This window comes from Pseudomonas sp. FG13 (assembly GCF_057809755.1).
In genome coordinates this window covers 42,997-67,862 of record NZ_JBMDKO010000006.1, presented here as the reverse complement: position 1 = coordinate 67,862, position 24,866 = coordinate 42,997, and the positions used below count along the sequence as shown (strand labels likewise).

Sequence of the window (24,866 nt, the reverse complement as noted above, 5' to 3'; positions counted from 1 at the left end):
GGCCGCGCTCAGGGGCTATTGTGAGTTGCTCGGGTCCCAGCACCTCATTCCCCATGCCTGCTGAAGCAAGCAGAAGCCAGGGGATGCTGAAAGAACTTTGCACCCTCGCCACTTGTTTAAAGCCCGTCGCACATTAGGATTGGTTATAAATATCCAAGGACGGTCGAAATGGCTGGATTTTTCGTAGATCAGGCGGGATCACTCAAGCTTCTTCAGCAAGCTGACGCACCTAATAGCGGCTTTAGGCCGGGCCAGCTTGGCGCAATGCATGCAACATTGGCCCATTTCTCTGTGCAAGACGATCCCGCGATCATCTGCCTGCCCACTGGCTATGGAAAGACATCATTGATGATGTCGCTACCGCTTCTACTTGGAGCAACCCGGATCCTCGTCGTCGAGCCATCAAGTGCACTGCGCAAACAGGTGCACTCGCATTTTTCCAGCCTTTCAACACTCAGGCGCATCGGTGCGCTACCTGAAGACGGGCCGCTACCTTCCGCTCACTTGCATTCGGGGCGGCCGATAACACCCGAGGCTTGGGAGCAGTTGCGGGAGTTTGACGTCGTGATCTCAACCCCCGGCAGTTCTTCACCAATGATTGCCCCGGGCGCTGCCCCCGACCTCTTTGACGTGGTGATTTTCGATGAAGCTCACCATGCGCCGGCGGAATCCTGGGCAGCGTATCTGGATCACTATTCGACCGCTCGATTTATATTCTTGACAGCAACTCCCTTCAGGCGCGATGACCGCGTTATTCCGGGCAAGCTAGTCTACCGATACCCTGTGATGAGAGCCGTATCTGAAGGGGCGTTCGACCCTATCGTCTTCCGGGCGGCCCCAATAGTTAACGAGCTTGATGATGAGCATGTTGATCAGGTAATTGCCCAAACTGCAGTGGCACAGCTCGAAGAAGATATCGCTAACGGTTTTGATCATAGGCTTTTCATACGCGCCTCGACCATATCTTCCGCGCAAGCGCTCGTCCCGATCTACGAGCAACTGGGCGTTTCCGTCGCCGCCATAAGTAGCCGACTGACCAAACGACAACAGGACTTAATTGAAGCGAAGCTCATTTCTGGTGAATTGAAGGCCATCATCTGCGTAGACATGTTTGGCGAAGGCTATGACTTCCCAAAGCTCAAGATCGCCGCGTTGCACGCACCGCACAAATCACTGGTGCCCACAATCCAATTCATCGGCAGGTTCGCCAGGATTGACGACGCCACGGGACGCCCAACCCTCATTGCACCAGCATTCAGAGTGCGTGCAGCGACCGCGACTCTGCTCAGAGAAGGAGTCGATCTGGCTCAGATGATTGATGATGCCGCGCTTGCTGAGATTCAGGGCGCAGTTGAAGCCCAAGAGTTCATCGAAAGCTTGCCGGTGCGTCGGATGACTGAATCTGACTATGAATCCGTTTCTGCGTTGTCCTTCAATTTGTACGCGCACGTCCGCGGGTTTCACTGCAGTCGCAGGCCGGATTTCGACTTGCTAGGAGAAAAGGTGGGGCGAGTGCTTCGGATTGTGAAGCAGTGGGGAACGCCAGATGGCAATCTGTCTCTCGTATTGACAGCAGATGAAGCTCCTCCGAACTGGTCGACCTCAAACACGCTCACTGATATTCGGCACGAGGCCTTCTTGCTGATGTATTTTCCTGAATCGAGCTACTGCTTCATCGGCTCAACCCTCAGGACAGAGAAGCTGTACCTGACCATCATGAATATCGTTTGCCGTGCCGGCAGCCGAGGATTGAGCTACGAAGAAACGAGCCGAGCGAGGGCCGGACTGGAGGGGATGAGGTTTTTTGCTGTTGGCTTGCAGAACACGACCTTCAATTCGCAAGTCGAAACTTACCGAACCCTGACTGGCCCTCAAGCCGAGCGCGCGGTCACTGCCGGTGACAGCCGCGCTTACGCTCAGGGTCACTACTTCGGGAGTGGCATGAACGGCCAGGTGCGTGAAACCATCGGAGCCAGTAGCAGCTCTAGAATCTGGAGCAATCAGCGCCTATCCGTTCCTGACTTCTTTGCTTGGGTGCAGACGCTTCATGGGCGCATCGTAGGAGATGCTGCGTTTAGCCAAACCCACCTCGACTTGGTCAGAACGACTACGACTCTTCGGGAGCTACCAGAAGCGGTGATGGCAGCCAACTGGTCACGGCAAGGTCTCACTCGTAATCCTCGTATTCACTTCAGGACTACGCAGGAACAAGAGCTACAAACCTCCAGGCTTGTGGAGTGGGATATCCAGGCCTTTGAGTGCATTCCACAAGCCGGGCACTTGGATTTTTCGATCGTTCATGCTGAGGGGCAGATCCGTATGCGCCTGAGTCTTGAGGGTGGCCAACTGATTCGCTGCCTGGAACCAGATGCCACAATGACGATCGAGTCTAGCCAGGATGGCTGGATGCCATTGGCCGACTGGCTTAGTGAGCACCCTCCAATTTTCTATGCAACAGATAAGTCTTCGTTTGAAGGGCTAAACAAAATCGCTGCCCCTCTCCTCAGATCCCTCGCACTTGCTCCAGGTGATGCGGAGTCAATCGATTGGACAGGCTGCGCGATCGAGGTAGAGTTCCTGCCGAACAATCAGGAGCCTCGCACACTGGATCGACGTGCAGAGCTCGATGGCAAAGCAACTGTGCAGGAGCACTTGGAGCAATACCTTCTGACGCTTCCAGGTCTCCGGTGTTTGTATTATGACCATCGCTCAGGTGAGGCCGCCGACTACATCTGCGTCACTGTCAATGCAGCCCAGGAAGTGAACGTCACCCTCTATCACTGTAAAGGTGCAGGAGGGCCAGCCAATGGAGGACGAGTAGGTGATGTGTATGAGGTTGCGGGACAGCTGGTAAAGTCAGCTTACTTCTGCAACGTCGCGACCTTGCTGCATCATATGGAAGATCGCATGCATCGCAGACACACATCTCCTTCGTACTTTGTCAGTGGGGACAGGGATGAAACCTACGAGTTGCTGCGATCAACACCTGCAACGGCTCTTACCTTCACGGTGGTAGGCGTTCAACCTGGCATTCGGCGCACCATGGTTGATGAGCGCATGAGCGATTTGATGGCGTTCTGCATAGGCTACGCACGTCAGGGCTCGGCAAAAGCTTACTGGCTAGTGAGTGAGTAGCTGCAGTGTGTGTTGGAAAATGCGATGTGTCGAGGTTTCGCACCGCCAGGCTTGAGGGGGAACTCAAATTCTATTTGCACTACCACAGATCGGCGCCCAGCCATTGCATTGCAATGGCGAGCGGTTACCAGGAGGCATCGAGAATTTGCCAAATGCCCTCAATGGATCGCTGCCCTCCCCGATTCATCGCTGGTTGCTCGAAGCATTTGTTCAGTAACCCAGCACCTGATGTCAATCCGATCGTAAATGGCCCAGCATGGTCGAGCCCATCCACTTGATTACACGCTCAAGCGCGTATGAGCTACGCCCTGAGCGTGCAGTCAGATATGGCGCTTCACCCACGGCCATGGCAGTGAGCAGGAGTAAAGCCAAGCGGTGGCCACATTCCATTGGCGTGAAGCAGTTGTATAGTCGTGACGCCATCTATAAAACAAACACGGCAAGGCACTGTGAGGTTTTGCATAAACGCGAGGGCAATTGCCTGTTTACGCACAGCAGCCCCGATTTTATGGCAATGCTGGATCACGTACACCTGAGCGGGAATGTTGAAAAGTCGGTAGAGCTGGTCGGCATTCTTACCCAGGTCAGATGGTTTCATCTCATGAAATCGAGCTGGCCCTTTCAGTAGAAATGCCCCCAAGTGGCGCTGGCCTCTGACGATTAAATTACCCGATAGTACATCGCTTTCCTCACCTCCCCAATCAGCGGGCACCTCGGGCTCTTCCAACAGATTGCAGATGAGTTTCTTGATCGTCTGCTCAGGAACGTGCTTAAGCTTCCTGTACTCTGCCGCTGAGGGAATCCAGGATCCATCGATACTGGCAAACTGCTGAATGTCCTGCGGACGAAGCTCTAAGGTGGAGAAGATCGGAACCGGGAACGACGGCGCTGTCGTGATCAAGTCGCCAATGACAAACGGTACTGCATGAATGGACGAACCATCGATCCGAGTGACATGCCCAAAAATGAACAGTTTGGTCAGACCTTGCATACGCGAGAATGCGGTGTCGTTTATGAGCCCACTCTTGGAGAAGTTGATCACGAGTTTCTTCTCCTGCAGCGCGTAATCGAGCTTACCTGTGAGACTGAGAGCCGGTGTTTTGTTGGCCCATGAGAATCCCTTTCCCAACACCGGGCCGTAATGGATAAACGGAACTCCCTCTATAAGCTGGCCGTCCCGCTCAAGCTGATCGAGCGACTTGATAGCACCCGAAGCAATTGCCTGCATCACATAGGCGCCAAGTTCATTCGACAGAATGGCCGAAGCCATCAAGACATCGTGTCCTCTGAGCGCCATCGTGATTTCTGAGGGAAGCCGCTGACCGCGCAAAAACGCGAGGACGCGATCTCGGCTCAGGTAAAAGCTCACCAGTTGCATTTCGCAAGGAGCCGATTCTCCGAAGCGGGATAGAACACTCATTTGAGGCTCCATGGTAAAAAAGGTGTCTTCTAAGCCCCTTATGGAGCCAGGAGCCAGCGACATTGCTTGCATGGCCCGGGTGCCTACGTTCCCCCGCTTGCAATCTTTGATGCCGGTGCGGTAGGTAGAGTCGGGTGCAGATGCCTCATCCGCTTTACTCGAAGCTCAGCCCACCCAACTGAAGAAACTCATCCCTCGACAAGACTTTTGTCGGCACGCCTAGATAGTCGTAGACGGCTCTTACCTTGTGGTAAAAGCGGTCATCGCCAGTGATGAAATAGTCGGCTTTGGTCGCATAGATCGAATGAGTAACGTCATGCATCCGAGAACGAGATAGTTTAACGTCTTCAGGTCTAAACCTGATCTCCTCCAGATAATTCATCAACACCTCAAACACGTGCTCCAGTACCTCATGTGATTTAGAAATCTCTGGCCATTTAAGGTTTTCCAGCCCCGCTTCCTTTTTTTTCAACAGGAGCGCGTGCTCTGCAGCATACCTCTCCAATATCGCAGTATCGAAATCAGGGGTTGACAGGAAACTTACTGGAAGGTTGGAGATTTTCGAGGCACGCTTACCGCCCACATCATTCTCTTTCATTCCTTTGAGCAAATTATGCTCACGGACTTCGAGGAACTCATTACGATCGAAATGCCTCAGAACACGGATTAGGCATTCTCCTGGATGTTCTCGGTCGACATACGTTGGCTGATGATCCGGAGCAGGCAGTAACTCAACCATTTTAGAAATATTGATTACGTTCTGCAGCCGATCCTCACTACGATCTAAAAGGATCCTGAGCTCCTCCTCGCTGTGCTCCTTCCACATCAGAGATGAAGCGAGGTCTTCCATGTGGGCCGGGCTGTAAGGCAGGATGTACTTGTCTTTGATCGCGTCAACAGCCGCTCGCAAGCCTGGGATATCATCTTGCCGGTAGCTCTCGAAGAGATTGTAATCAAGATAAATCATCTTTTTTTGTGGCACATCGAACTCCATTTCGCAGAGGTTTGAAGGTCATTATTGAGCGACCTCGTCACCACATGAATCATATGCTGTGCGGCGCGCTGGAATAATTGCAAAATAGTATCATCTACGCCTCGCTCAAAGAGACATCCGTTGGTGCGGATGGCGGTAAGTGCTGCTGCTCCCTTCGCTTACACCAAGCTCGGTCGAACAGCTCACGGACTGAATAGGTGACGTTCTTATACATGCAGTCTCCTTGAGCTACTGGTGCTAGATCAGTGATTTACAGGCTCAGTCATCGCTGGAGTACATTTGTACTCCTGGCGCTGCTCATTAGCGAATCTCATTCCTTACCTATTGGAGCTGAAAGAGCAGCCGCAAACCGCCTTTCACTGAACTGCCTCTCTCCGCAGTGGCACAAATCAGAGCTATCTTTCCAAGACCTCATCATTCGCCTACGGATTGAAAGTATAGTCAGACAGGCGAAGCTGCTTGAATGTCACCTCCTCGTCGACCGACCTCCAAATGCCTCCGCGCACCTTTTCCCAGCCAAACAATCGCATCAGAGCGACGGTTGCATCCGTGGCCTTAGTGGCGGCCTGTGACTCGGTCAGGAACCCGAGGGATCGTTTGCTAAGCACCTCAATCGGTCTGTGCAGCGATGTCCAATCTGCGCCCTTCCCTGCGAAGTGCCGGTTGATTCGGACATCTGGTTTGGTGCTATAACCTACAAAATAGTACCCGCCCTCTAGCTTGAGAACGAATAAGCCATACTCCGCTCCACTCAGCACATGCCTAGACGTTGAAGATGCTTCTGGGAATTGACCCGGGGGCTGTGTCGATAGCCTATGAACGGCCTCAACCACTGGCGGGTCGACGAGGTTGGCCAGGCCGGCACTCACAACACAACCGTGGCCATGGCTGACCAGGTTTTTCTCAACATGCTCAACACTGGTATTTGCAAAGAACCCTCCGCGGACGTTGTGAAATCCATACTGCCGCATCAGCTTCAGCACGAGCTCATTCTCTGCTAGCTCCGCAGCTCGGTAGTCGACGTCTTGCAGGCTCTCGCGCATCAGCTCCTTCACTGGAGCATGCAGACGTGTCCATTCGGAGCCGCTACCGTTGAAATGCTTACGAATACGCCGATCAGGATCCTTCGCTTGGCCAACGTAAAACTTGCCGTTCTCCAGCTCCAATACGTAAAGGTGGCGGGTGCATCGTTCTAGCTTCCAATCCATGGTTGCTCTCTCTAACAGTCACTTCTGACCGCAGATCCTCCAGATGAGAAGGCCCACCGTCAACCACGCTTTCGACTTCCACTTCCGTGCGGTCCAAGGGGGCGTAAGTCCCGGGCTTTACCACTTCCGTATGCACGACTTCGGAATTCACGCGGATAATTTCGTCTTCCACCAAAGCGTAGCCGACGCCGTGCTCCGTGAAGCGAGCATTCAGCTCATCCAAACATGCTCAGTATGCGCTCGACAATCGACTCCAGGGTAATAATCAGGAGCTCCATCTGCCCACTCGCGCATTTGAATGCCAATTCGAGGACATCAAGCATGAGGTGCAGTTTATTGCCATTTCGTATCGCTAATGGATGAACGCGCTGTACGGTGGCAAGCCTCGACTGCTCCAGCCGACATAGACAAGCACACGCTACGGGACGCTTTGCACTACACCACATCCGAGACAAAGGCTGACGGGAGTCAATGGATCAGATCGTTCTTCGACAAAACCCAGGCCGACGAAATCATTATGGACGCCCGTATTTACGATGCGGAAGCACGCAGTCGGTCATTCGAACTGGTTTCCGAGGCCAGTGATGGCCTACTCCACCGACAGCCGGGCAAATGCGGAACTGTCTAGGGGTGCCTATGTCATCCAGGGCGCGGCGCCTCCCTGCTCCTCTGAACATTGAGGGCATGAACAACGAAGCCCATAGCCTGTTCGAAACGCTTGCGATTGCATCAGAATGTTGTTTTGTGGGCAGAACACCATCACTAAGTTATTCTTACCCGCAAAAATGCTCAGACCTGAGCGACCTTTCTTAGTAGGCAATATCAATCATTCGGCCAAGGGAACTCACTTGATTACAGCCTTTCACAATGACGGTTTTTCGATACCTTTAGTAGAGTCGCCTCTTATCGGCTCGACTGAGCAACCACTGTTTGCTGCTGATTCGATGACGCTTTTGGTAGGCCCCAACGGTAGCGGCAAAACGCGCGCAATGATGGGATTGGTATCGGCACTATCTGGAAAAAAGCCTGCCAATGGCGCCGCAAGTATCACTTGGGTTTCTGAAGAGATTCATAAATCAACGTGCGCCGTATACTACACCTCTGCTCCTTATCATCTGCCAATTTCAAAGCAGGGGCATCAATATCGAGCCATTAAAACCAGTCTCTCAAGTACTGAGAAGCCGCTAACCTCTGAGCATAAAGAAGTCATTGATCAGCTAAAGCTCGCGTTTGGGCTTGAAGCACGGAAAGTGCTTAATTTACCAAGGATGTCTGAGGTTGAAGTTGGCGATCTGTTGAGGCAGTTAGGAAGCCCTTCCAAAGGAGTCATCGATACATGGCCGGCCCCGTTTATCAAAAGATATAAAGAAATTGATCACATAGCTAGGCGCGACGACGGTTCTATCGATTGGGAGACTTTTCACGGTGCCAGTAGGCTTCGCTCCGAAATCATCCAGGCTTTCGGTAAGGAAATGAAATTAAGAGTAGGGGCGGAGTTTTCACTGAAAATTCGAGCATACGAGCATGTCCGTAAAGGGCGTATGCAAGGTAGCACCGCTGAACTTCAGATCTTGAACGCCCTCGGGTTTTCAACGAGCCATAAGCTACCCCAAAAACTCTCCGTCTTTAGGCAACGCTATGATGAAGCGCTGGAAAAATTTCGGAAAATTGCTGCTATTGTGGGGGATGAGCAGTTAAAAAAGAATGTTTATTACATTGATGACGATCAGCATGAGCGATTAAAATCCTTGGAGCTTGGTACGCTTGGTACGCTGAGCCTCACAGAACTGAGCTCTGGCGCAGCCGCTTTGATACATCAGTTTTCAAGCATCGAGATAGCTTGTAACGCTCTTCTCAAAGAGGCTCCCTATACAAATCTGGTGCTGATGATTGATGAGGGTGACGCGTTCCTTCACCTGGCGTGGCAGCAACGTTACATAGACTATCTTGACAAGACTGCAGCACTGCTCAAGCAAAAGTTCAAAACTGTCCAGGTCATTGTCGCCACTCACTCGCCAGTCCTCATGTCGGACTTTCCACGGGAGTGCACCTTCATACTCGATGGGAACAGCTGGTTCGAGGACTTGGCCGGGGACACAAAGCCCCGCAGGCCCTCCGAGGCCTTTGGGGCCCCTCTTGATACTGTGGTGCGTGAGGTTGGCCAGACCGGCACAATGGGAACCTTCGCGGCAAATGTAATTAAAAAAATAGTGGACGATGTTTCTAATGGTATTTCAGTCCCGCTCAAATGCATTGAAATGATCGGTGATCCCATCATTCGGCGGCAGATAAAAGGAAGATTGGTCGAGCTGGGGTTGCTGGAGCGCAAGGACTGATATGCATATTAATATTTCGGACATTTGGTCCAGCTCTGTCGAAGCTACCCATGAAGCTTTCTTGAAAGCGATCCTCGCACAAGCGTTGCCGCCTCAAAGTGCCTTGTTGGCTAAGCTACTTGGCAGACATGGAGCCAGCTTGGCCATCTCGCGACCGGCTAAGCTCAGAGAAATCATTGAAGATGTGGAGTCGTTCAAGTCAACCGCTAGCGATGCACAGCGAAAACACTTCGATGCCGCTTGCGAAAAGCTTTTTGACTATGGTCGCTTTGCGACAAAAAGCAGTAGACCTTGGAGCGCCTATCAACTTTGCATGTCTTCATCCTATCGGATGTGCCCGTACTGCCAACAAAGTTTGGCTGTAACAATTTATAGGGATCATAAAACCAGTTCGCTGCGTCCAACCCTTGATCACTTTTATCCGAAGAGTGAGTACCCTTACTTGGCTTTGTCGCTGTACAACTTGGTTCCGAGTTGCCATACGTGCAATAGCTCACTCAAGGGCAAAGAAAATTTCTTCACGCGCAGGCACCTTCACCCCTACGAAGATCTGGAAGCTATCTCGTACGATTTCGACATCGTATCCTACATTGCACATCGAGCGAGCGCATCGACTTCGCCAATGCCTCAGATAAGCGTCAAGTTACCACTCGCCAATGATCCGCTGTATGAAAAAGCTAGAAGCTCAGTTGAAACCTTTTTAGCAAGAGAGCGACTCGCTATTTCCGAACTTGAACTCTTTCGTTTCGTTGAGGCGCTGTTGGTGTACAGCCAAGGCCGGCTTGATGAAATAAATGCTTCAGTCTTTCCAGGGGGCAAATGGTCACTCACTCCCGAAACTGCACTAAATTTCTCCCGCTCCAATTACAAAAATGAATGGCTTGGTGCAATAAAGCGCGATCTTTATGATCTGGGTTGGAGTGAGTAGCAAGACTGCATGAACGAGCCCTCCACCGAGAGACAGGACACTGTTCCCCAATTAGTACGGGCTAGGTAGACAGGCATGTTAGTACAGCGCGACAAGGGTGGCGAACTGCTCGGCCAGGAGCACCGGCGCCGCTGTAGTACCGACCAGAAGCTAACCATGGTTCGCGAGAGTTTAGGACCCGGGCAGAGCGTGGCCGTATTGACCAGCCGCATCGGCACCAATGCCGAACAACTGTTCCAGGGGCGCAAGCTCCCCAAGACGGAAGCCTGTCAGCGGTTAGTGCTGGTGAGGCCGTGGTACCGGTGTCGGAGCTGAGCGATGCGCTCAAGCAAACTCGCGAATTGCAGCGAATGTTGGACAAGAAGACGATGGAGATTTAAGCCTTGATAAGGCTGTGGAGAGCGCCCTATCGCGAAAATGGATTGCGCACTCACCCTTGGTTGCCGAGGGACGACCAGTGAGGTTGGTCAGCGAAATTGCACCCCACTGTGAGTAGGCATCGCCAAGCGGTCTGTTTGGCCCTGCTACAGAGTACGGCCGTTCCTTCCCGTCAGACATTCTCCAGGTCCCGCTCCAGCGGATCGGCGAGGACGTCAGTGAAAAGCTGAAGTACAGGCCGGGCATGTTCGCCATGGGCCAGCATGTGCGCGGGAAGCGGGTCGACCGCGAGTATTGAGTCTAGGATCAGACCCGATCAATATATTTCAAATTATATGAATCGAATAATGTACGCGGCTACATTGCACTTCGCACAACTTGGCAATCAGGTCTACCTGTAACAACTCGCATCATATAATGGCTTTCGTCACTATTGCCCCAAAGGAGACATTAACTAAATATTGCATCGACAGGAGATCACAGGCCCTTGTGGCTATGCCCGTGCAAGCTAGGTAAAAGTGAGGAGCACTACATGTTTGAGTCATATGACTTCCAGCAGAGGAGCCTGTTGGTCGCAAATTGAGCTGGCCTGTGCTCATACGATGTGATGTAACGACGCATCAAAATCTGTACTGCCCTAGCTGTGTGCCCATTGCAGGGCAATCGATAAGGAAATCTAGTGGAACTTCGCCATCTACGCGGCTTCATGGCCGTAGCAGAAGAGCTTCACTTCGCGCGGGCCGCGGAGCGATTACACATCGAACAATCCCCTCTCTCAAGAACCATCAAGGAACTCGAAACAACGCTAGGCGCCCGGCTGTTTGATAGAAACTCCAGAGGAACTCGGCTGACTTGGCCTGGAGAGGTATTAGCCGCGGATGTGAAACGAATCTTCCAGGCGGTCGAGCAAGCGCGCAGCAACGTACAGGCCGCAGCGGCGGGCTACCGAGGTTCAATCCGCGTTGCGTTGTCTGATGGTGTGTTGCCCCAGCGGCTATCCTCAATTTTGGCACGCTGCCGATCTGAGGAACCTGAAGTAGAAATACGTCTTTACGAAGTCTCGCTCGCTGAGCAACTCAAGGGGCTGTGCGAGGACCTTTTCGATGTCGGTTTCGCACGCTCCAATCAAACAGGTCCAGGTTTTTCGGCTCAACCAATATGGCACACGCCGCTGGCCATCGTCGTACCTGCTCGCCACCCTCTACTGGCGTTCAAGGAGATACCGTTGCTGGAGGCATTGCGTTTTCCATTGGTGTTGTTTCATCCCAAAACGCATACCGGATTGAACGAGCAGATTACGAGTTTGCTTCGTCAGACTGGTGTCTCAATCAGCGTCGCAGAAAGGGTTTCGAGTCACGAAGTGATGATTTCTCTAATTGCCGCGGGCTACGGCATTGGGTTGACCTGCGAAGCACAGATGGCCCTATGTCAAAGTAATGAAGTCGTCACCCGCCCTTTATCAGGTAACCCTCCGCCGCTGACCAGCTATCTGCTACGCACTCAAAACACGCCCAGCGAACAGCTGCAACGATTTATTACCAGAATCTCCGAGATGGACAGCCCAGACAGGCGGCTCACGACGCAAAGCGAAGTGACAGTTTAGGTCTTAATCCAGACGGGTAAAACCATACGTTTTACTCATAAACACTTGTAGATCCTAGGTAAAAAGCGGTGCCCGCGACCGTCTCGGTCATCTGAGCCCTGACCTCAGAAGTCTGAGGCGGTCAACAAACTAAACGGGTACCAACCATGACGCATTGAGTCTTTCGCAGCCCCTAGCATCTGCCGTTCCATAGACGGACCTTGCATCTATGGAACGACTCATGATTCAACATGATCAGCTCGTTGGCACAAAGGATTACTACAGCCCGCTGGAAGCAGCGATCCGATGGAGTGACTTGCTTGAACAAGAAGCCCATGTGTTCAAGCTGGCAGCGTTGATGTCAACTCCAACGCCAGAAGCACTTGCACAGTGGCCCCTGCTCACGCTGAACGTTCAACGCCTTTACCTCGCACTACGTCGCCAAGAACTGCCCTCATGGGCACACGGCACCATCTACGACGACTCTGTGCTGGCGAAAACGCCGTACCTGATCATTCGTCATGACGATCTCAAGTATTGGATGTCCTGGGCCTACCCTGATCAGAAGCCCATGTTTCTGTTTGATCGGGATCGACGACAGCATGAAATTGATCTGCAGGATACGCGGGTCATGCCGTACACGGCCGAAGCCATTCATCTGAACATCATCGGCAGCCTACTGACATTGATGTTGGGCCAAACCTGCAGCGGCGCTCGCTATTCGACGTTCCACTCACTGGATTCGGTCATCCACACCCTGATCGCCTATCACGGAAACCGCGCTGGAATCTGTGAGCCCGCGCTGCGAACGACGTTCGAGAAAGCCAGGCGCCATCTCTGCGCTCAATCCTAACCGGCTCCTCGAGGGTGGTGCTTTACCTGCCCCTAGCTCAACCGCTAACTCTCCCTAACAAGCGCGAACAAGCGCCAAGGAATGTCCAGCATGATGTTGCAAAGTGATCTGCCTCCACCTCACCAGGAACGCCGTATATTGCGCCGGCCGAAAGTTGAGCAGAAAACCGGACTCAAGCGTTCCTACCTCTATCACCTAATGAACCTGAGCAAATTTCCCAAGCCCATCCGCATCGGCGTTCGAGCGGTAGTTGGGATTCCGCAGAGGTTGATCAATGGATTGCCGATCGTTTGGAAGATCGAGACTGAGGAGTGATGTGCGCGTGGTAACAACTTTTCCTACTCAATCCGAAACGTCAGTGAATGCTTCAAACGGGCCTCGAGATCAAACAGCATCACTGCCTCAGGATGATCCACAAACCGATACGCCCATGATCGTCACCTTGAACTGCTTGAAGCCTTACGATCTGGACCCACGGGTAACGCGCAACCCCAAGTACGATGAGATCAAGGCTTCTATCCTGCTGCGGGGGCTGGATGCGCCACCACCCATTACCCGGCGACCAGGCGAACTTCACTTTCGAATTCGCAACGGTGGCAACACTCGATTGTCGATCCTTCGTGAGCTTTGGGCTGAAACAAAGGACGAGCAATTCTTTCGCCTGACCTGCATGTTTCGCCCTTGGCCAAGTCGTGGCGAGATCCTCGCCCTGACAGGGCATCTGGCTGAGAATGAATTGCGGGGCGGACTGACGTTCATCGAACGTGCCCTTGGCGTTGAGAAAGCCCGTGAACTCTATGAGCTGGAGTGTGGCGCTACGCTTTCGCAATCGGAATTGTCACGGCGATTGACCGCGGACGGCTACCCCATCCAACAATCCCATATCAGCCGCATGCGTGATGCTGTTCGCTACCTTCTGCCGGCGATTCCGAATGTTCTGTATGGCGGATTGGGACGGCATCAAGTGGAACGCCTCGCCGTTTTACGCCGTACATGCCTCAAACTTTGGGACGAGCACGCCAAAGATAAGGACCTCGGCATCGACTTCGAATCCCTGTTTCAAGAGGTTCTGATCTCCTTTGATGGTGCGGCCGCCGAGTTTTCCTTTGAGCGCGCTCAAGACGAGATCATAGGCCAGATGGCGCACGTTCTTGGCATCGATTACGACTCGCTTACTTTGGCCTGCCAGGTTGGAGAACAACGAGCCCAGGCATTGAACCGTGTGCCTGGAGAATCCTTATCACCAATGCCAAAGAAACATCCCGCAGAACCGCTTGGCGTGACTCAGCGCGACAGTTCAGTCCCCTCTTCATCTGGTAGGCGACCTGCACCCAGTGAAGACGAAAACGGCAAGTCTGATGGTTCAGTCGACGTTAATCGCCTGCAGTCCATTCAAGCGCTGGTGGCTAAGCACGCTGGAGACGAACCGTCACTGCCTACGGATGCCTTGCCCTTTTCTCAGGGCAGCCTGTTTCCAATCTCAGATATCTGGAGCATTGATCCTTCACTAGATGAACCACGGCGCCTGCGCATTCATATCAGTCAATTTGCGCGAGAGATTTGTCAGAACGTTGCCAAGGCCGATGTTATTACCGAAATCGAGGAGGGCATCGGATTTCGTTGCAGCCTGAAATCAGTCGAGCCCGAATCCTCAGCACCGTTGACCTTACTCGCTCTACTGGAAACGCTGACGTCCCCTTCTACATCCACAAACGTTCCGCTAGACATCGGCCCGCTGCTGTTGGGGACCACACAACCCGAAACACAGGCTAACCGATTGAGCGACGACGATCTGATCCGACTGTTTCGCTTGATTCGCTTGGCCCGGCGTTTGATTGATCTCAAGACAGCGCTCAACAGCGAAGGCGATGTGCATTCCAGGGAGGCCCAATGACAATACCTCATCCGATAAATCAAGCCGTCATTGCGCAGGCTTTGCACGATTTACGTAACGGTCAACTCCGACGCTGCAAGACGATGGGATTCGCCGACGAAGACCTGGCCGTGCTCAAGGAGCCCTCCTTGATCAGCATCCTCGTCAACGCTCGCGTACCGTGGTGCACCGTTCAGGTAAACCGAGGTGTGCTCCACAAGATCCTGGGTCAGGTGAAGGACGCGACCCAGGAAATCGCTGACATCGACCGGATGCTGCGCCTGGGGGCCAGCACGGACATGGTCAGCTCCCTCTATGGCCTCAGTCATCAAGAAATAGCATTACGCCGAAACATACTGGGGTTGCCCAAACGTAAAGGTCGACACCACGTGCTTAGCGAGGCCCAGGACATAATGCTCTGGGAACGTTGGCATCCTCGGTTCAAGGCCCGAAAAATTCGCGTGAGCGATGACAGAGCGCTATTGGATTTGGCGCTTGATCTGGCTGAGGAGCTTTCATTACCAGCCTCCGTGATCTGGGCAGCGGTCAAAGGCTGGATCGATCAAGGGTTGGTCTAGTACCGTGAAAACTTCAGGCCCGTCACCACTTACCTCAGTACTCGATACTGCGCTGAAGAGTTTGCGCTCACAAAGCACTCAAGGTAACGGAGACGGTTTCTTATTCAGCGGCAATCGCCATGAGACGGTCCCCCGCTCATTGCTGTTGGATGATCGCCTGACCCCACTCGAACGCAATGCCTGGCAAGTCTTCCGAATGCTACTCAACGACGATGGGGTCACCGCGTTTCCCACGTACGAAACGCTGCGACGTCACTTGGCGTCTGTGCCTTGTGGTGCGCAGGCCTCTCACGAAACGGTGGCCAAGATACTAAAGCAACTGCGGTTGACGCGTTGGCTGAGCCTGGCGCGTCGACGTCGGGACACACGTACAGGACGAGTACTGGGAAATTTATATGTGCTACATGATCGGCCTCTGACGCCCTTTGAGGCCATGCAGATCGACCCTGAATATATGCTTTTGGTCAGCCAAACACTCAAGCACGCCAATAAGGGGATCCAACGTGTTGGATTGGTCGTGCTGGAGGAAATCAGTCATGACCCCAGTGTGCAAACACGGCTGCTACCAAGCCATTTGCAGGTTCTTGCTGCTCGCTTGCAGGAACAACAGACCGGCGATCTCAAGCCTGTGTCTGCATCCGAAGAGCGGGCTGTGCAGGCTCTTCGGAAAGAAGCGGCCCCGTCTTCGGAATCCGAATCAGGGCCAAGGGCCGCGCAGTCCCACGGTCTTCGGCAACCGAAGTCAGCGAGTACGTTAAGTACAAAAGCGTTAGAAGTACAACGTACTAGGGAGCGCTTGCCGGATGAATCAGAATTGGCCCTTCCCTCTCGCTTTGCATCACTCACACCCGCGCAGCAAGCCGGCGCGAAAGTTGCCTTGATGCAACTGCCTGCACCGATGCGACAGGCCGTCGTGGATGAATGGGCAACCCGTTGTCGGGACGCTCATATACGCAATCCTGCTGGTTACCTGTTCGGCATCTTGCAGAAAGCCATGCAAGGTCATTTCACCGTCTGGGCGGCCAAGGACAATTCAACCGAACCCGTCTGCTCACAGACTAAGCCCAAGCAGTCACCTAAAGCTGAGCGCGATCCTGCCGTCGCCCACTCTTATTTGGATGAACTCAAGGGCCTGCTCAGGGACCGGTAACCCGCCATTGTCCGGGCTATCCCCAGGGGATAGCGGAAAAACATCTCCTGGTGGGTAATCAGGCTTGAACGGCTTGCGCATTGTTCGCTGACAGCTCTTTACCATGCCTTAAAGCTGAGCCCTCCCCCACGATTTGAGAGAGCTCTTATGGCGAACGATCTGCAATTGAACCTCGGAACCCTGCGTAGCAGCATGCAGTTGACACTTCATACCCATCAGGCCTCCCGTATCTGGCATGGCCGAGACGCCTCACAGGGTCGCCCCACCATCATCGGGCTCAACGGCTTCATTGCCGTGATGAACAAGATGAAACGTAGTTCAGAGCTGGATGACCCCTACGCTGACGCCTGGATGGTAAAAATCGAAGACAAGCTCAACAGCACCAAAGCCACCCTCAATGCCCTACGTGAAAAGGTCGACCTGGCGTTATCAGAAGTACCTCCCGCTTTGAGCCTAGGCGAAAACCTCAACGTACAGCCCGTCAAACTGCCTTTGTTCGTCAATGCTCAACTGGGTTTTATGGCGGTGTTCCTGCTGGCCGATTATGACGACATCGCACGCCGCTTGATTCTGGCCCATCACACCGCGCTGATTGATCGAACCACCTTGGAGCGTTGGCTGAACGAGGGAGCACATGCCCTGCGAAGCCTTTTCAGCCTGGCTCAGCAATTCAAACCCTCCGGCACAAAACGTGTGGACTTTGAGACCAACACCCCTGCTGCTGCCCTCGCCAAAACCCGATTTGGTGATGTTTCCAAAGATGTCCTGGAAGGCACGTGTCGCTCACGCTTCGCTGCGCCCCTGGCCCGTCGGCTGGCGATCCATGACTCGGAGCATAAGGACAATGACAGCGCCGACGCTGCCGTCGACGGTCCTGATTCACCTGACGATGACGAGGCAGCTCCCAGGCATCCACAGTCTGAAGAGGAGGATCGGTAATGGCCCTTCATTACTTCACACCACTGGCCCAATCGGACTTTGAGCAACTGCAACACACAGCCTACCTAAAAGGCCTTTTTAAGCCTTTTAAAGGTAAGGGGTGTTTGGAGGATTGGGCCAGCGAATGCATTGCGCTGCGCGACGAGTTGAAGACGTTGGCGCAGGGGCGAATTCTGACGCAAGCCCGGCGCTATCCATTCAATCTGCTGGCAGCCCAACTGACTCCGCACAGCAGCGGGGCCGGGACAACGTTTCTGCGTTGGCGCAGCCCGGACCGCACAGCGATGGGAGTTTCATTGTGGCAGCAATGCATCGAAAACGAGGCCACGCCCAACCTGGTGATTGACGACCTTTACGCCCTGGAGCAACAGAGGATCGTGCTGAACATGCAAATCGGCCTGGTCCATACCCTGGCCCGTCAGGCCAATGACTGCGCGATCAAAATGGCATACGCCGAAGAGATCTATCAACGCTGCGTTATGCAGCGCGCCCTTACTTGAGCGAGCCCTTTTATGAGTACTCATTTTTTTGGTGAAGGCAACATCGGATCGGTTCCCGAGTTTCGGGAGTTCAACAACCGTAATGACGAGCCACGTCGACTGCTACGGCTTAACGTTTACTTCGACAACCCGGTTCCCATCAAAGACGGCTATGAAGATCGAGGAGGCTTTTGGGCTCCGGTCGAGATCTGGCATCGCGACGCGGAACGTTGGAGCACGTTGTACCAGAAAGGCATGCGGGTGATGGTCGAAGGTCGCTCGGTGAAGGAGGAATGGTCGGATGCGGACGAGAACACCCGGGTCACCTTCAAGATCGAGGCTCGACGCGTGGGTATTCTGCCCTATCGCATCGAGCGAGTGCAGCTCGGTGGCAAACCGGCTTCAGCCGATAGTGACGATCACTAATACGATGTTTGAGGGCGGCTACTTATCAAGCCAAAAACGATGATCTAGTGAATGACATGCCCATACACAAGACAGTGGAAACAGGGCCACAAAAAACACTGAGCGACAACCTTAGGAAACACTCCGTAACCGCTTAGTAGGTTGACAGCAGCCCCCCAGCGAAGCAATTTACACAGGTGTCTTGCTGACGTGTTCAGCTACATGCCAGCCGTAAGGATCCTTTCATACGGCGCTGCGATGTTTCGCAGGATCCAGCCCAATGACTGCATCGTTTCGGTAGCGCAGTCAGTCGACCTAAGGTCGATAGAAACACAGATTTTCTCACCCACGACGGGCCTTTCCCGTCGTGGGACAAGGCCCTTAATTTTTTAGGAGGCCTTAATGAAAATGGAACTGGCTCTGTACCAGGCACTGATCGCGATCAACGTGCCCGAGCCCAAAGCCCATGCAGTAATCGACGCGTTGGAGTTTGACTTGCAAACATCACTTGCAACCAAAGCAGATGTAGCCGTACTACGTGCGGAGTTAGCTCAACTTGAGGTTAAGCTCACAGTCCGTATGGGTGTCATGCTGTCAGCCGTGGTCGGCGTTCTCATTGCTGCAATGAAATTCATCCAGTGATCCTGTTCATTCACTGATGCTCGTTGAAACCACCTGTTCATCACAGGTGGTTTTTTTATCCGTCCTCATGACTGAGCTGCAAATTGCCAGGCCTTCAGTCAGCACCCAGTCAACATCAGCTTGATGCAACCGAAATTTCGAGAGTTTCACACCAAAGGTAACGGGCGATCTGTGATGACGTGCTTCATTACTAACGTCGAGGTCAACCGCTGCACATTTGGTAACCTCGATAGCTCCTCATCGTAGAGCTTCTGAAAAGCCGGAAGATCTGCGGTTACTACTATGAGCAGGTAATCGGGATCACCAAACAGTCGTTGCGCTTGGACGATGTAGGGGATGCCCGGTAGAGCACTCTCGAAATCCGCTACGGCTTGCTGGTGCCCTTCTCGTAGCGTCACGAACACAAGCGAAGAGAAATTGAGCCCTAACTCGGGTGCAGAGAGGTGGGCGCGGTACCCTTTGATCACGCCTGCATCTTCCAAGGCTCGAACGCGCCGATGGCAGGGTGACAAACTTAGCCCGACGCGCTCAGCCAGGTCTGTGAGTGACTGACGACCATCCACTTGCAGCTGCGCAAGAATCCTCTTGTCGATACGATCCATTTCGAAAAACCTTCTATTGCTGGCGCACATAATGAGTAACTTTGCAAGATAATACCATGAGGCATTCTTTATCCTTCTCCCACAGTTTATTCCAGGGCCGTTAAGTGCCGTATTGGATAGGTGAGAAAGGAAAAATTGATTATGAGCGCTTCTTTGATGATGGCCTTCTGGGCCGTATCGTTTCTATTTGTGATCACGCCCGGGGCCGACTGGGCCTACGCCATTTCCGCTGGATTGCGAGGCCGTACCGTGGTGCCTGCAGTGTCGGGCATGCTATCTGGCCATATTCTGGCCACGCTTATCGTAGCGGCGGGTGTGGGTGGCGTGCTGGTGAAGATACCCTATGCGTTGCTGACGCTTACTCTGATGGGGGCTGCTTATCTCTTATGGCTTGGCCTCAATATGCTGCTGAAGCCCTCGATGCCCACTCAAGGGAACGCCGCTGATGAAGGAGGCTGGATGACGTGGGCGCTCAAAGGACTTTGTGTGAGCGGTCTAAACCCTAAAGTTTTGATGCTGTTCCTTGCTTTGCTGCCTCAGTTCACTGACTCAACTGCCGCCTGGCCGGTTGGAGCTCAGATTCTGGCACTCGGATTGATCCATGCTTTCAGTTGTGGCGTTGTCTATCTGGCGGTGGGATATGGCGCCCAGGCAGTGCTCACCTCACGGCCTGGTGCAGCTCTCAATGTTAGTCGGATCTCTGGTGCCGCAATGATCGTAATTGCGATCATCCTCGCTGCTGAGCGGCTGGCCGCTTGATAACCAGAAACCACATGCCAGAACAAAATAACGAACCCTAGGGTAGTCACCGTAATGGACGGATGGCTCTGTCCCTGATGTCCATTCTGTTTCAGCCGGCGGCACATGACGAATCAGTCGAAGCAGATATCACTGTACTCACGTTTCGCTACTGGTTATGCCTATCCACTGACGGACAATACGCCTTCCGCGCAAATCGCTTTGACGCTCGCATCAACAGGCTCCGCCGGCGCATCTTCCTGAGCCCCTCAACTCCTTTGCCGGTCACGCCATGCGACTCTTTCTGTGTGAAAAACCCTCTCAGGGCAAAGACATTGCCCGGGTGCTCGGTGCCCATCAACAAGCCAATGGCTGCTTCAAGGGTGCAGGCGTCAGTGTGACCTGGTGCATTGGACATCTGGTCGAAGCGGCACCACCAGAAGCCTATGACGAACGCTTCAAACGCTGGTCGCTGGACCACTTGCCGATCATCCCAACTACCTGGCAGGTCAGCGTTAAAACAAACACCTCTGCGCAGTACAAAATCGTCAAACAACTATTGGCCGTTGCCACTGAACTGGTCATCGCAACCGACGCCGATCGTGAAGGTGAAATGATTGCCCGCGAGGTGCTTGAGCTGTGCCGGTACCAAGGTGCTATTCAGAGACTTTGGTTGTCGGCACTCAACGAGGCTTCTATTCGCAAAGCACTGGCCCAGCTACGGCCGGCAGAGCAGACTCAGCGCTTGTATCACTCTGCCCTCGCCCGCTCTCGAGCCGATTGGCTGATTGGCATGAATATGAGCCGCCTGTTCACCCTCCTCGGTCGGCAGTGCGGTCACAACGGAGTGCTGTCGGTCGGGCGAGTTCAGACACCGACGTTACGGTTGGTGGTCGATCGTGATCGGGAGATCGAAAGATTTACGCCCGTCGCTCACTGGGTTATCGAAGTGCACCTCTCTCTTGCCGGGCAACCTTTTACAGCGCAGTGGGTGGCGCCAGACACTGCGATCGATACCGCGGGTCATTGCATACGTCAGGCGGTAGCGCAGCAGGCGTTACAGCATCTCAAACAGGCAAGCGTTGCGCATGTACTGGACGTTGAAACGCTTCGTATTCGAGAGGCTGCGCCGTTACCCTTCGACTTGAGTACCTTGCAAGAGGTTTGCTCTCGACGCTTAGGGTTTGGCGTGCAGCAAACCCTGGACATAGCTCAATCACTTTATGAAACCCATAAAGCCTGCACTTATCCTCGTACCGACTCAGGCTATCTACCCGAAAACATGCGGGATGAGGCGCAAGCTGTACTGGACGCGCTGATCATCAGCGATCCCTGCGTGGAGTCGCTGGTGCGGTCCGTCGACCGCAATCTGCGTTCACGTGCCTGGAACGATGCTCAGATCACAGCGCATCACGGCGTCATCCCGACGCTGGAGCCCTTTGCGCTGGATGCGCTAAGCCAGGACGAACGCGCCGTCTACGCATTAATTCGGGCCCATTATCTGGCTCAATTTTTCCCGCATCACGAATATGACCGTACCGTTGCGCGATTCGACTGCGGAGGCTGGGTGTTGAAGGCCAAAGGCAAGCGGATCATTGAGCCAGGTTGGCATCAGGTGCTGCAAAGTGATCTTAGCGCTGATGAAGATGAGGCTTCGCAACGTAGCCAGTTACTGCCCGTCCTGGAGGAAGGTACTGGCTGTGATGTACAGCAGGTGACGCTGAAGTCCCTCAAGACGCAAGCCCCCAAAGCGTATACCCAAGGTGAACTGATCAAGGCCATGAAAGGAGTTGCCAGACTGGTGACCGATCCCAGACTCAAGCAGGCGCTCAAGGACGCTACGGGTATCGGGACTGAAGCGACACGGGCCAATATTATCAGTGGGTTGCTCAGCCGCGGTTATCTGTACACAAAGGGTAAATCTGTACATGCCTCTGAAGCGGCATTCACGTTGATCGACTCGGTTCCACCCGCTATTGCGGATCCGGCCACTACCGCCATTTGGGAACAGGCATTCGATCAAATTGAATCCGGCCACATAACGTTGGACAGTTTTCTCGCTAAACAAAGTGCCTGGGTCACTCAGTTGGTTGAGCATTACCGGACCAAGACCCTGTCAATGCACATTCCAGGTGGCCCAACCTGCCCGCTATGTGGCGCCCCCATGCGTCAACAGCATGGCAAACACCGTACTTTCTGGTCATGTACCCGGTACCCTGATTGTCGCGGTGCCCTTCCCGTTGCTGCCGCAGCATCGAGTACCAAACACCGCAGAAAGCCAAGTCGCTCGAAGCCACCAGGTTATTGAGCGACTCGCCCAAGCACGCTTCTCCTTCTGTAACAGCGTGCGCGTCTCGTCCGGTCAACAACCGGTCACGTGAAGGAACACATACTCCTAATGGTGTTGCAGCACCAAGTTACTGTGGAACAAAGCCAAGCCGAAGGGTCTCCTGATCGCCCTGAAAGGACGATCAAGGAGACCTTTCGGGGTGGACGTAATCGGTACCGGCACCCGCCGGTTAACAACGGGCTCCTTTTGTACGCGGATGTGTGCCTCACGATACCGACCCAAGCCACGAGACGGGTCGGGTGAATGGCTGTGATGGGTCTGGTTATGACGACTACCAGACACTTACACAACCCACGGGTGGCTTCTTGATTCAAGCCGAAGGTCACATCTTCGGCGCCTCTGTTCCTCCCCCATTTATGCGCCGCACTTGACCTATATCGTCAGGCGTTTGAGCGCGCACCAGGGGAAAGACAAGCCCATGAGACAAGTGTAACGACGTGAACGCTGACAGCCCCGTTACGAGCCATTGGAAAGCAAACGATGCCTGTCCGACATGGATCGTTAAGCGCCTGTCCAGCGCACTCTCGAAATGCGGTACAGAGCATGAAGGTATTGATCGCTGACAAGTGGATACTCAAAAACCATCCTTGGTTCACGCATCGCCGATCACGGATCGGTGGTTGCCCAGGCAGCGAAGGTCTTCAAGGCTGCGGCGTGAATGGTTCACGTTGACCCTCCCAGTTCGCTCAGCATCGCTTTCGCGGACGTGCGTCTTAAATGACGTTGATGCCCTTCACTTCCTCGTGCGAGTTCGTCCGAACATCACACATCACTTGATCCAAGGAGTCACCACGATGAAAAACTCTACGCTTGCACAGCTTTCCTCCCTGTCCCGAACCACGCGCACTGATCATCTACCTGCCGCGGCAGATAACACCGCAGCCGCTTTCTTCTTTGCCTGGAAACAAGGTGTCGCCTTGGCTGGCCACACCTACTTTGGCGATGGATCCATAGCTGGTTTCAACAAAGCCAGTTGCAGATGGGATCTGAGGCCCATCATGCGCATGATCGACAAGAACTTTGAGGTTTTGAGTAATCATGAGCGAATTTTTCTGGCTGCGATGGTGAGCTTCCATGACACCAACAAAGGCTGCCACCTGCTCAAGCAGGCGGGTGTAAAAGGCCTGGCTGATCTCGGGCTTTTAGTGCCTGGGCAGCGTGACGTCATCGCCTCACTGATCATGCACTACCACGGCTGGTAACCAGCCTCCTCTAAACACCGGGACACGCCACAAGCGTTGTTTCCCTGTCGCATCATCTGACTATTCACCCATAGGGGGCAACCGTCCCCATCGGGTGTGGTGCCTCCCACTGCTCTTTCAGCTCCGGAGGCATCTCATGAGCAACACGTTTTCTGAAGTCGAGTACTTCGATCTTCATATCACTGGACTGGGTTATCTCAATCGCATTCGCGAAGTGAAGCTCAAGAAAGGTGAATCGTTTTTGGCGTGCGACATTGCAGCGCTCAATGGTCCGACTGACTGCGCGGAGTACCGGCGCTTTGACGTCCGAGTCACTGGCGAAGACGCACAACATCTCGTTCGTCGTCTCGCCAAGGTTGTCGAATTGGAACGCAAGGTCTTGGTCGGTTTTCGCCTTGGAGATCCCTGGGTGGACACCTTCACTTACTCCAAAGGCATAAACCAGGGGCAAATGGGAGTCAGTTTCAAAGCCCGCCTGCTTCTACTGAACTGGATCAAGGTCGACGGAACGCTGGTGTACAAGCGCGAGCCGACGAATCAAGACAGTCCGGCGCCTGGAGCACCAGCACCGACTGCAGTTGCGCAATCCCAGAGCCCAAGCGAAGGGGCTCCCTTCTGATTTCAGATCCGGCAACGGGTCTTGGTTTTTCCTAATCGTCGTTCACTTTCGACGTTTGACTATTCCCACCCTCCTCGTGAGCGATGACGCCCGAGGTGGGTGTCATGGCCCATCTTTAAATAGGAAGCAGACCATGATTGTTATCAAATTTGGTGGTTCGGACAATCTTATTGCTGAGCACGGCGCCCTGGTTATCACCCCTGGTGTCGATGCCTTGATGAGAACGAAGCGCTTGGATCCGTTCTACTACTTCGGCCGTCATATCCTTGGCGACTGGGGAGACATCTGCGATGAGGATCGTCAGCTCAACGAAGAAGCACTGATGTGCAACTATCGATTGATGTCTGTCTACCACGTCGACGAGATCGAGCCGGGGTTCAAGTTGTGGATCATCACTGAAGCTGACCGCAGCGTGACCACCATTCTCCTACCTGAAGAGTATTGAGGCCTGCGGC

The 24,866-nt window shown here is 53.6% G+C and carries 22 protein-coding genes and 1 pseudogene; 19 read left to right on the top strand and 4 right to left on the bottom strand.

What is annotated here, in order from left to right; all coding sequences use genetic code 11:
* Positions 1 to 168 precede the first annotated feature (168 nt).
* Positions 169 to 3,135 carry a DEAD/DEAH box helicase gene (locus ACODTO_RS07815; RefSeq protein WP_489106220.1) on the top strand — a complete coding sequence of 989 codons (2,967 nt, stop codon included), beginning with the start codon at positions 169 to 171 and terminating at the stop codon, positions 3,133 to 3,135.
* 334 nt (positions 3,136 to 3,469) lie between these two features.
* Here the strand turns inward: ACODTO_RS07815 and ACODTO_RS07810 are convergent, their stop codons facing one another.
* The 3 genes from ACODTO_RS07810 to ACODTO_RS07800 form a co-directional block, all read right to left on the bottom strand.
* Positions 3,470 to 4,555, bottom strand: a complete 1,086-nt coding sequence (locus ACODTO_RS07810; protein ID WP_489106219.1) for a methyltransferase — start codon at positions 4,553 to 4,555, stop codon at positions 3,470 to 3,472.
* 154 nt (positions 4,556 to 4,709) lie between these two features.
* Positions 4,710 to 5,537, bottom strand: a complete 828-nt coding sequence (locus ACODTO_RS07805) for a hypothetical protein (protein ID WP_489106218.1) — start codon at positions 5,535 to 5,537, stop codon at positions 4,710 to 4,712.
* Positions 5,538 to 5,971: 434 nt separating this feature from the next.
* A complete protein-coding gene (locus tag ACODTO_RS07800; RefSeq protein WP_489106217.1) occupies positions 5,972 to 6,757 on the bottom strand; it encodes a GIY-YIG nuclease family protein in 786 nt (261 codons plus the stop codon).
* An 848-nt stretch (positions 6,758 to 7,605) separates the two neighbouring features.
* Here ACODTO_RS07800 and ACODTO_RS07795 point away from each other — a divergent pair.
* The 13 genes and pseudogenes from ACODTO_RS07795 (at position 7,606) to ACODTO_RS07735 (ending at position 18,900) form a co-directional block, all read left to right on the top strand.
* Entirely contained in the window at positions 7,606 to 9,093 is a 1,488-nt protein-coding gene (locus ACODTO_RS07795) for an AAA family ATPase (RefSeq protein ID WP_489106216.1), read from the top strand.
* A gap of 1 nt (position 9,094) precedes the next feature.
* Positions 9,095 to 10,021 carry an HNH endonuclease family protein gene (locus tag ACODTO_RS07790; RefSeq protein ID WP_489106215.1) on the top strand — a complete coding sequence of 309 codons (927 nt, stop codon included), beginning with the start codon at positions 9,095 to 9,097 and terminating at the stop codon, positions 10,019 to 10,021.
* A gap of 75 nt (positions 10,022 to 10,096) precedes the next feature.
* Positions 10,097 to 10,499 (top strand): annotated as a pseudogene (locus ACODTO_RS07785) (transposase); the annotation flags it as partial.
* 579 nt (positions 10,500 to 11,078) lie between these two features.
* Entirely contained in the window at positions 11,079 to 12,002 is a 924-nt protein-coding gene (locus ACODTO_RS07780; RefSeq protein ID WP_489106214.1) for a LysR family transcriptional regulator, read from the top strand.
* A gap of 220 nt (positions 12,003 to 12,222) precedes the next feature.
* Positions 12,223 to 12,834, top strand: coding sequence for a hypothetical protein (locus ACODTO_RS07775; RefSeq protein ID WP_489106213.1), 612 nt, complete (start codon positions 12,223 to 12,225; stop codon positions 12,832 to 12,834).
* A gap of 90 nt (positions 12,835 to 12,924) precedes the next feature.
* The gene (locus ACODTO_RS07770; protein ID WP_373682525.1) at positions 12,925 to 13,149 is read left to right on the top strand and encodes an AlpA family phage regulatory protein; all 225 of its coding nucleotides are present in this window, start codon (positions 12,925 to 12,927) and stop codon (positions 13,147 to 13,149) included.
* On the top strand, positions 13,109 to 14,728 hold the full coding sequence (locus ACODTO_RS07765) for a ParB family protein (protein WP_489106212.1): 1,620 nt from the start codon (positions 13,109 to 13,111) through the stop codon (positions 14,726 to 14,728). Before ACODTO_RS07770 ends, ACODTO_RS07765 begins: the two co-directional genes overlap by 41 nt.
* Entirely contained in the window at positions 14,725 to 15,285 is a 561-nt protein-coding gene (locus ACODTO_RS07760; protein WP_139650106.1) for a DUF2857 domain-containing protein, read from the top strand. The genes ACODTO_RS07765 and ACODTO_RS07760 overlap by 4 nt, the downstream gene beginning before the upstream one ends.
* Before the next feature lie 4 nt (positions 15,286 to 15,289).
* Entirely contained in the window at positions 15,290 to 16,435 is a 1,146-nt protein-coding gene (locus tag ACODTO_RS07755) for an STY4528 family pathogenicity island replication protein (protein WP_489106211.1), read from the top strand.
* A 147-nt stretch (positions 16,436 to 16,582) separates the two neighbouring features.
* Positions 16,583 to 17,374 (top strand): PFL_4669 family integrating conjugative element protein, encoded by a 792-nt coding sequence (locus ACODTO_RS07750; RefSeq protein ID WP_139650110.1) that lies wholly within the window; start codon positions 16,583 to 16,585, stop codon positions 17,372 to 17,374.
* Positions 17,374 to 17,874 (top strand): DUF3158 family protein, encoded by a 501-nt coding sequence (locus ACODTO_RS07745; RefSeq protein WP_489106210.1) that lies wholly within the window; start codon positions 17,374 to 17,376, stop codon positions 17,872 to 17,874. Before ACODTO_RS07750 ends, ACODTO_RS07745 begins: the two co-directional genes overlap by 1 nt.
* Before the next feature lie 12 nt (positions 17,875 to 17,886).
* Positions 17,887 to 18,279, top strand: coding sequence for a single-stranded DNA-binding protein (locus ACODTO_RS07740; protein ID WP_489106209.1), 393 nt, complete (start codon positions 17,887 to 17,889; stop codon positions 18,277 to 18,279).
* 381 nt (positions 18,280 to 18,660) lie between these two features.
* Positions 18,661 to 18,900 (top strand): hypothetical protein, encoded by a 240-nt coding sequence (locus ACODTO_RS07735; protein ID WP_489106208.1) that lies wholly within the window; start codon positions 18,661 to 18,663, stop codon positions 18,898 to 18,900.
* 146 nt (positions 18,901 to 19,046) lie between these two features.
* On the opposite strand, the gene ACODTO_RS07730 is transcribed toward ACODTO_RS07735, so the two are convergent.
* A complete protein-coding gene (locus ACODTO_RS07730) occupies positions 19,047 to 19,502 on the bottom strand; it encodes an Lrp/AsnC family transcriptional regulator (protein ID WP_489106207.1) in 456 nt (151 codons plus the stop codon).
* 141 nt (positions 19,503 to 19,643) lie between these two features.
* Between ACODTO_RS07730 and ACODTO_RS07725 the strand changes: the two genes are divergently transcribed.
* From ACODTO_RS07725 to ACODTO_RS07705, 5 genes are all read left to right on the top strand, one after another.
* Complete coding sequence (locus ACODTO_RS07725) at positions 19,644 to 20,261, top strand: LysE family translocator (protein WP_489106206.1); 618 nt, start codon at positions 19,644 to 19,646, stop codon at positions 20,259 to 20,261.
* Between the two features lie 271 nt (positions 20,262 to 20,532).
* Entirely contained in the window at positions 20,533 to 22,548 is a 2,016-nt protein-coding gene (locus tag ACODTO_RS07720) for a DNA topoisomerase III (protein ID WP_489106205.1), read from the top strand.
* A gap of 836 nt (positions 22,549 to 23,384) precedes the next feature.
* Positions 23,385 to 23,792 (top strand): hypothetical protein, encoded by a 408-nt coding sequence (locus ACODTO_RS07715; protein WP_489106204.1) that lies wholly within the window; start codon positions 23,385 to 23,387, stop codon positions 23,790 to 23,792.
* 136 nt (positions 23,793 to 23,928) lie between these two features.
* The gene (locus ACODTO_RS07710; protein ID WP_055129591.1) at positions 23,929 to 24,411 is read left to right on the top strand and encodes an STY4534 family ICE replication protein; all 483 of its coding nucleotides are present in this window, start codon (positions 23,929 to 23,931) and stop codon (positions 24,409 to 24,411) included.
* Between the two features lie 133 nt (positions 24,412 to 24,544).
* Entirely contained in the window at positions 24,545 to 24,856 is a 312-nt protein-coding gene (locus tag ACODTO_RS07705; protein ID WP_055129590.1) for a hypothetical protein, read from the top strand.
* Positions 24,857 to 24,866: the final 10 nt, after the last annotated feature.